This is a genomic window from Zoogloea ramigera (assembly GCF_006539865.1).
GTDB lineage: Bacteria > Pseudomonadota > Gammaproteobacteria > Burkholderiales > Rhodocyclaceae > Zoogloea > Zoogloea ramigera.
On the sequence record NZ_BJNV01000013.1, the window covers coordinates 89,224 to 95,432 of the forward strand.

Here is a 6,209-nt window from a genome sequence, read left to right on the forward strand (position 1 = left end):
CGGCACAGGCCGGCAGACATGCTTGGGCGCGCGTCGCCGCACCGACACCGGCCCGCCGCACACGTCGGGCAAATTCCCCGGCGGTTTTGCGGCATCCTGTGGGTTGATCGACGCCCATCGCCATCGCCATGCCTCCCGCCCCCCTTCTGCGCCCCCTCGACCTCAAGCGCCAGCTCCTCGTGCGGGTCAGCCTGTTTGCGCTGATCGTGCTGCTGCTGGGGGCGGTGGTGACGCTGCTGGAGGCGCGCTACCGAGTGCGCAGCGACATCCAGCGCACGGGGGTGGCGATCCGGCAGCTCATCACCGAAGAGATCAACCGCAACTACTCCGCCTACGACGCGACGCTCGCCGAACTCAACCTCGACCTCACGGCCCTCAAGGCGATGGGTCAGGTGATCGATTTCTGCATGGAGATGAGCGATTTCCACACCCACGCCACCCACCGCCAGTGCTTTGCCGAGGCCGTCGAGCTGCCGGCGCCGGTGGAGGCCTTCATGCGCCGGGTCGTCGGCGGCGATGCGGAGTTTCGCGGCAGCATCGGGCAATACCCCGGCATCACCGGCGGGCAGCTGGTGGTCACCCCCAACTACGGGCGCGAGCTGCTGGAGCTGGCCCTTAAGCTGGGCAACCTGGTGGCGGTGAGCGTGATGATCCTGTTCCTCAGCTTCTTCGTGTATCGGCCGGTGCGCAACGCCCTGGCGCCGTCGGAGGCGATCCTGGGCACCCTCAGCCGGATGGAGCAGGGAGACCTGGAAGCCCGCATGCCCAGCTTTGCGCTCATCGAGCTCAACCGCATCGCCGAAGGCTTCAACCACCTGGCCGACCGCCTGGCCCGCACCATCCACAGCCAGCAGCGCCTCGCCCACCGGCTGCTGTCGGTGCGCGAGGAGGAGCGCCAGCACCTGGCCCGGGAGCTGCACGACGAGTTCGGCCAGTATCTGGCCTCCCTCAACGCCGAGGCGGCCTTCGCGCGAGAGCTGGCCGACGAGGGCGTGCCGACCCTGCGGCCCTGTGCGGACTCCATCGTCCGGACCATCGAGCACATGATGGAAACCCTGCAGCAGATCCTCCACCGGCTGCGCCCCATCGGGCTCGAGGAGTTCGGGCTGCTGCCGAGCCTCCGGCAGCTGATCGTCGGCTGGAACCAGCGCAGCCGCGAGACCCGCTTCACCCTCGCGGCCGACGAGGGGCTCGACGCGCTGCCGGACAACATCAATGTGAGCCTTTATCGGATCATCCAGGAGAGCCTCACCAACGCCGTCCGCCATGGGCAGCCCAACCAGGTGGAGGTGAGCCTGCGGCGAGCGCCCGCCGGGCTGATCCTCGAGATCCGCGACGATGGCCAGGGCGTCCGCAGCGGGCAGGACGCCGACAAGCCCGGCGGCTTCGGACGGCTGGGGATGGAGGAGCGGGTGCTCGCACTGGGCGGCACCCTGCACATCGCCCCGGCGCCTGGCCGCGGCACGCTGGTGAGCGTGCAGCTACCCCTCGCCGACGCCGAAGACGCCACCACCAAGGAGGCCCCGTGATCCGCATCCTGCTCGTCGATGACCACGCGGTGGTCCGCGAAGGCTACCGCCGCCTGCTCGAGCGCCGCGCCGACCTGCGCGTCGAGGCCGAGGCCGGCTCCGCCGAGGAGGCGCTGCAAATCCTGCGCGCAGGCCAGCCCGACCTCACCATCCTCGACCTCTCGCTGCCCGGCATGGGGGGCATCGAGCTCACCCGACGCATCCTCCAGCGCCAGCCCGAGGCCTGCATCCTGGCCTTCAGCATGCACCGCGACCCGCTCTTCGCGGCCCAGGCGGTGCGCGCCGGGGCGCTGGGTTACGTGACCAAGAGCAGCAGCCCGGACGTGCTGATCCAGGCCGTGTACAAGGTGGCCCGCCGCGAAAAGGTGCTAAGCCCCGACATCGCCCCCGAGATGGCGCTGACCCTGCTCGAAGGCAGCAGCAATCCGGCCGATGAGCTGAACCCCAGGGAGTTCGAGATCCTGCGCCTGCTCCTCGACGGGCTGGGCGCCGAGGAGATCGGCAAGCTCCTCAACCTCAGCCCGAAGACGGTGCAGAACGCGCATTACCAGATCAAGGCCAAGCTGGGGGTGCGCAGCGACATGGAACTTGCCCGGCTGGCCATGAAGCTCAAGCTGATCGGCTGAAGCCCGCGACCGGGCCTCACCAGGTCAGTTGCCCAGCCGATAGACCTGGAAAGTGTCGCCGGCCTTGTAGCCGAAGATCTGGTTGCCGCCGGCGGCCACGCCCACGTACTGCACGCCGTCGATCTGCCAGGTGACGGGCGGCGCATTGACGCCCGCCTCCAGCTGGTCGCTCCACAGAGTCTGGCCGGTGGCGGCGTCGTAGGCGTTGAAGCGGCCGCTGCCCTCGCCCATGAAGACGAGATTGCCCGCGGTGGCGAGCACCGCCGGCTTGGCGCTGGTCGCGGGGATCACTTTCTTGGTGTACTTCACCGGCCAGTGGATCGCCGGCACGTAGGCCACCAGCTTTTTCGCATCCACCGAGGTGGGCGACCAGTTGATGCCGCCCAGCACGCCGGGCAGAATCACCTGGCCTTCCGGCGTGGGCTTGGTGAAGGTGTTGTGGTGCTCCACGAACTCGTCGGATTTCTTCAGCAGCTCGCCGGTGAGGCGGTTGTGGATGTAGTACCAGCCGATCTTGGCCGCCTGGCCCACCGCCGGCACCAGCTTGCCCTGGTGGGGGTAGTCGAACAGCACCGCTGGGCTCGCCACGTCGTAGCCCCATTGGTCATGGGGCACCTGCTGGTAGTGCCAGCGGATCTTGCCGGTCGCCACATCCAGGCACACCAGCGACACCGTGTACAGGTTGTCGCCCGGCCGCGAGGTGCCGTCCATCTGGGGCGACGGGTTGCCGGTGCCGAAGTAGAGCAGGCCGTTTTCGGTATCGATGGCCGGTGTGGACCACGCCGAGCCGCCGCCGTAGCGGGCAGCATCGGGATACTTGGGCAGGTCGGCGCGCTCCTTCTCGATGTCCCGATTGAGCGGCACGCCGTCGGGCGTGCTGCGGCGGAACTCGCCTTCCCAGTGGCTTGGGGCAATGGTGTCGAACTGCCACACGCGCTTGCCGGTGGCCACGTCGAAGGCCGCCAGAAAACCCGGCCGGCCGTAGTTGCCGGCAAAGCCCACCACCGCGCCCAGCGGCGCGCCGTCCCGGTCGGAGTCCAGATGCAGGCCATAGCCCACACCGGTCACCCCGATCAGCACCTTGCCCTTGTGCACCACCGGCGCCATCGCGATGCCGACGCCAGATTGCCCGGCGATGGTGGCCTTGCGCAGGGGGTCGGACTCGGTGAGGGTGGAAACGGATTCCTGCCGGGCGCTGTCGGCGTCGGCCACCTCCACGTCCCACAGCACCTTGCCGGTCTTTGCGTCGAGCGTCACCAGCCGAGCATCCACGGTGCCGATGAAGACCTTGCCGTCGGCCACCGCCACACCCCGGTTGGCCGGCCCGCAGCACAGGGGGTAGTCCTTCTTGCGCGGATGTTCGTAGCGCCACAGCTGCTTGCCGGTGACGGCATCGAGCGCCACCACGCCGTTGAAGGGCAGCGACAGGTACACGGTGCGATCGACCATGATCGGCGTGCTCTGGAAGGTGGCCTTCACGCCGCTCTGGTAGGCCCACGCGCGGGTGAGTTTGCCCACGTTGCCGGTGTTGATCTGGCTGGGCGTGGCGTAACGTTGGTTGCTGAGGTCCAGCCCGTAGGTCGGCCAGTCGATGTCGGCGGCGAACGCCGGCGCGAGCGCCAAGCTAAGGAGGGCGGGAAGCAGTCGGATGGGGGTGCGCATAGGTCGGTCCGGGTATCGAAGGGCAGGTTCAGTTGCTGCGGAGGGTCACGCCGTGGCGCTTGAAGATCGCAGCCACGGTGCCATCCTTCTGCAGCGCGGCCAAGGCGTCGGTGAGGGCTGTGGCGAGGTCACCGGAATCGGCCTTCACGGCCATGCCGATGGCCCAGCGCCTGGGGTTGAGTTCGCCGAGCCGGGCCTCCTCCACCGCAAAGCGTGTCTCGCCCGCCAGGGCGCCCTCGAGCTCGGAGAGGGGCGCCATCACGGCGGCCACGCGTTCATCCTTCAGCGCCGCCACCGCCTCGCCGATCGAGCGGAAGTGGCTGACGTTGGAGCGCAGCCGGCCCTGCAGCACGCTGCCCAGGAAGGCGTCCGCCAGGGTGTCGCCCTCGACACCGATCTTCTCGCGGGTGAACACCTCCAGCGCCACCGCGGCCGAGCCATTGGGCGACGGAATGCGGCTGGCGACCCGCGCCATGCCCATCACCTCCTGCTGGTAGGCGCCGAAGATGCGGGCCTGGGCGTGCTCCTTGGCAAAAAGCGGGTCCACCGGCACCCGGAGCATCACGTCGGCCGGATCGCCACGCAGGTAGTGGCCCTTCCAGACCATGTTGCGCAGGTCGTCGCCCATGTCCTCACCGGCCATGAAGCCGATGATCTCGGCCTGCAGCCCCAGCCGGGCGGCCAGGGCCCGGCCGAGCTCCACGTCGATCCCCTTGCCGGCGTCGGAATACGGCGGGAAGTCGTTGTAAACGGCCACCTTCAGCCGGCCACGCTTGTGGATGGCGTCCATCTGCTCGTCGGCGTGGGCCGGCAGATGACTGGTGAGCAACAGGGCGGCAAGCCCCAGCAGAAGCTGGCGGCGGGGGAAGCGTTTCATGGGCGGTCTCCGAAGGCGCGCACGGGTTGGCGGTCGTGTCTGTCGTACGCCTGGATTCTAGGCGCCGGCTGCGACGCGCAGCATGCCCGGACAGGGCTCGGGCAATTTCGCCGGGCACGGCGGGCAAATTGCCCGAGGACGGAAAGCCGCCGATTGTGGGCGCTGCCTGCAGTCCCCATCCCGACGGCAGGCAGCGGCTAATCCTTTGTCGTGTCCAGGGTGGCTGGATAGAATCGGAGGGCGCGGCAGGCCATCCGATGGGGAAGGCCCTGCCTGCGCGCAAGACCATCGATGCCCCCCATGCGCAGGCTATTAACACGGCCCTTAAATAGCCTGTCTATGCAGCATAGGCGGCCAGAGGGTGCCGGAGCCCAGGGATCTGAGCGATGCGTTTCATGATCCGCATCGCCTTCTGCATCAGGTCGCTGTCGTTGTCGCTGGCAGGCTCCAGGCGCAGGGACGTCTTGAAGTCGTGGTTCAGGTACTCGTCAGGGTTGGATTCAGGGGCGTAGGGCGGCAGGTAGAACAGTCCGATCTTGTCCTTGAGGGGCTCCGCCCACTCGCGGACAATTTTGGCGTGATGAACCCGCAGGTTGTCGACGATCAGGAAGATCTTGGTCATTGCATCCTGAAGAAGGTGCGCCAGAAATTCGATGAAGCGCTCGGCATTGATCGTGCCTTCGACGATCTGGAAGCTGATCTCACCGCGGTTGGTGATGGCCGAGATCATCGACAGCTTGCCCCAGCGAGCCGGCATCTCCAGCACCGGGGTGCGCCCGGCGGGTGCAAAGCCGCGGATCCAGTGGGCATCTTCCTTGACCGCCGTCTCGTCGGCCCAGTAGATCGCGGCCCCCTCGGCCTTGGCGCGAGCGGCAATCGCGGGATCGGTCTCCCGCAGCCAGGTCTGGATCAGTTCGGGGCGCTGCTCGAGCGCGCGCTTGACCGGGCGCTGCGCGGTGTAGCCCCAGCGGGCGAGGTATTTCCCCACCAGCCGGTCGGACAGCTCGACGCGGAACTAGGCCTTGATCAACGCCTGAATCACCCGCCGCGTCCACAGGGCAAAGGGCAGCGACATCTGCGTCGGCAGCGCACTGACGATGCGTTGGCGAATCCATACCTCCTGCGCCATCGTCATCTTCCGGCACATGCCGGGCTGGCGCCCGCGGGTCTTCTCCACCAAAGCGCCGGCGCCTGCCGCACGGGCTTTTCTCAGCCAGCCCTTCACCGTCCGGACGTGCACGCCGGCAACCGCAGCCAACTCAGCCGCCTTCATGCCGGACTGCGTGCGCAGGCGAATCACCCTCTTCCGGAGTGTCTCCCGGCCCTCGGCACCAAGTTTGCGCGCGTCGATCTTGTTCATGCGTTGATCATAGCATTGGGGGCGTATTTAAGGGCCGGGTTAATAATCATGACGATCAAGTCACTCGCGTTCGACGCACAGCAGTATCTCGAATCCCAAACTGGCACCACCTTCAAGCGCGGCCACATCTACGAACTACTAACCGCCTCCCTCGG

At 67.6% G+C, this 6,209-nt stretch carries 6 protein-coding genes; 2 read left to right on the forward strand and 4 right to left on the reverse strand.

The window, feature by feature from the left end:
• Positions 1 to 128 precede the first annotated feature (128 nt).
• Together ZRA01_RS06145 and ZRA01_RS06150 are read left to right on the forward strand one after the other, a co-directional pair.
• Positions 129 to 1,529 carry a sensor histidine kinase gene (locus ZRA01_RS06145; protein ID WP_141350299.1) on the forward strand — a complete coding sequence of 467 codons (1,401 nt, stop codon included), beginning with the start codon at positions 129 to 131 and terminating at the stop codon, positions 1,527 to 1,529.
• Entirely contained in the window at positions 1,526 to 2,155 is a 630-nt protein-coding gene (locus ZRA01_RS06150) for a response regulator (RefSeq protein ID WP_141350301.1), read from the forward strand. Before ZRA01_RS06145 ends, ZRA01_RS06150 begins: the two co-directional genes overlap by 4 nt.
• 24 nt (positions 2,156 to 2,179) lie before the next feature.
• On the opposite strand, the gene ZRA01_RS06155 is transcribed toward ZRA01_RS06150, so the two are convergent.
• The 4 genes from ZRA01_RS06155 to ZRA01_RS20955 form a co-directional block, all read right to left on the reverse strand.
• Positions 2,180 to 3,817 carry a pyrroloquinoline quinone-dependent dehydrogenase gene (locus ZRA01_RS06155; protein WP_141350303.1) on the reverse strand — a complete coding sequence of 546 codons (1,638 nt, stop codon included), beginning with the start codon at positions 3,815 to 3,817 and terminating at the stop codon, positions 2,180 to 2,182.
• Positions 3,818 to 3,845: 28 nt separating this feature from the next.
• On the reverse strand, positions 3,846 to 4,694 hold the full coding sequence (locus ZRA01_RS06160; protein ID WP_141350305.1) for a substrate-binding periplasmic protein: 849 nt from the start codon (positions 4,692 to 4,694) through the stop codon (positions 3,846 to 3,848).
• A gap of 337 nt (positions 4,695 to 5,031) precedes the next feature.
• The gene (locus tag ZRA01_RS20950) at positions 5,032 to 5,697 is read right to left on the reverse strand and encodes an IS630 family transposase (RefSeq protein WP_281279844.1); all 666 of its coding nucleotides are present in this window, start codon (positions 5,695 to 5,697) and stop codon (positions 5,032 to 5,034) included.
• Between the two features lie 12 nt (positions 5,698 to 5,709).
• The gene (locus ZRA01_RS20955; RefSeq protein WP_246093292.1) at positions 5,710 to 6,054 is read right to left on the reverse strand and encodes a helix-turn-helix domain-containing protein; all 345 of its coding nucleotides are present in this window, start codon (positions 6,052 to 6,054) and stop codon (positions 5,710 to 5,712) included.
• Positions 6,055 to 6,209 lie beyond the last annotated feature (155 nt).

Coding starts and splice junctions, on each gene's coding strand:
- ZRA01_RS20955 (WP_246093292.1), bottom strand. CDS start 6,054: ATGAACAAGATCGACGCGCGCAAACTTGGTGCCGAGGGCCGGGAGACA.
- ZRA01_RS06155 (WP_141350303.1), bottom strand. CDS start 3,817: ATGCGCACCCCCATCCGACTGCTTCCCGCCCTCCTTAGCTTGGCGCTC.
- ZRA01_RS06145 (WP_141350299.1), top strand. CDS start 129: ATGCCTCCCGCCCCCCTTCTGCGCCCCCTCGACCTCAAGCGCCAGCTC.
- ZRA01_RS06160 (WP_141350305.1), bottom strand. CDS start 4,694: ATGAAACGCTTCCCCCGCCGCCAGCTTCTGCTGGGGCTTGCCGCCCTG.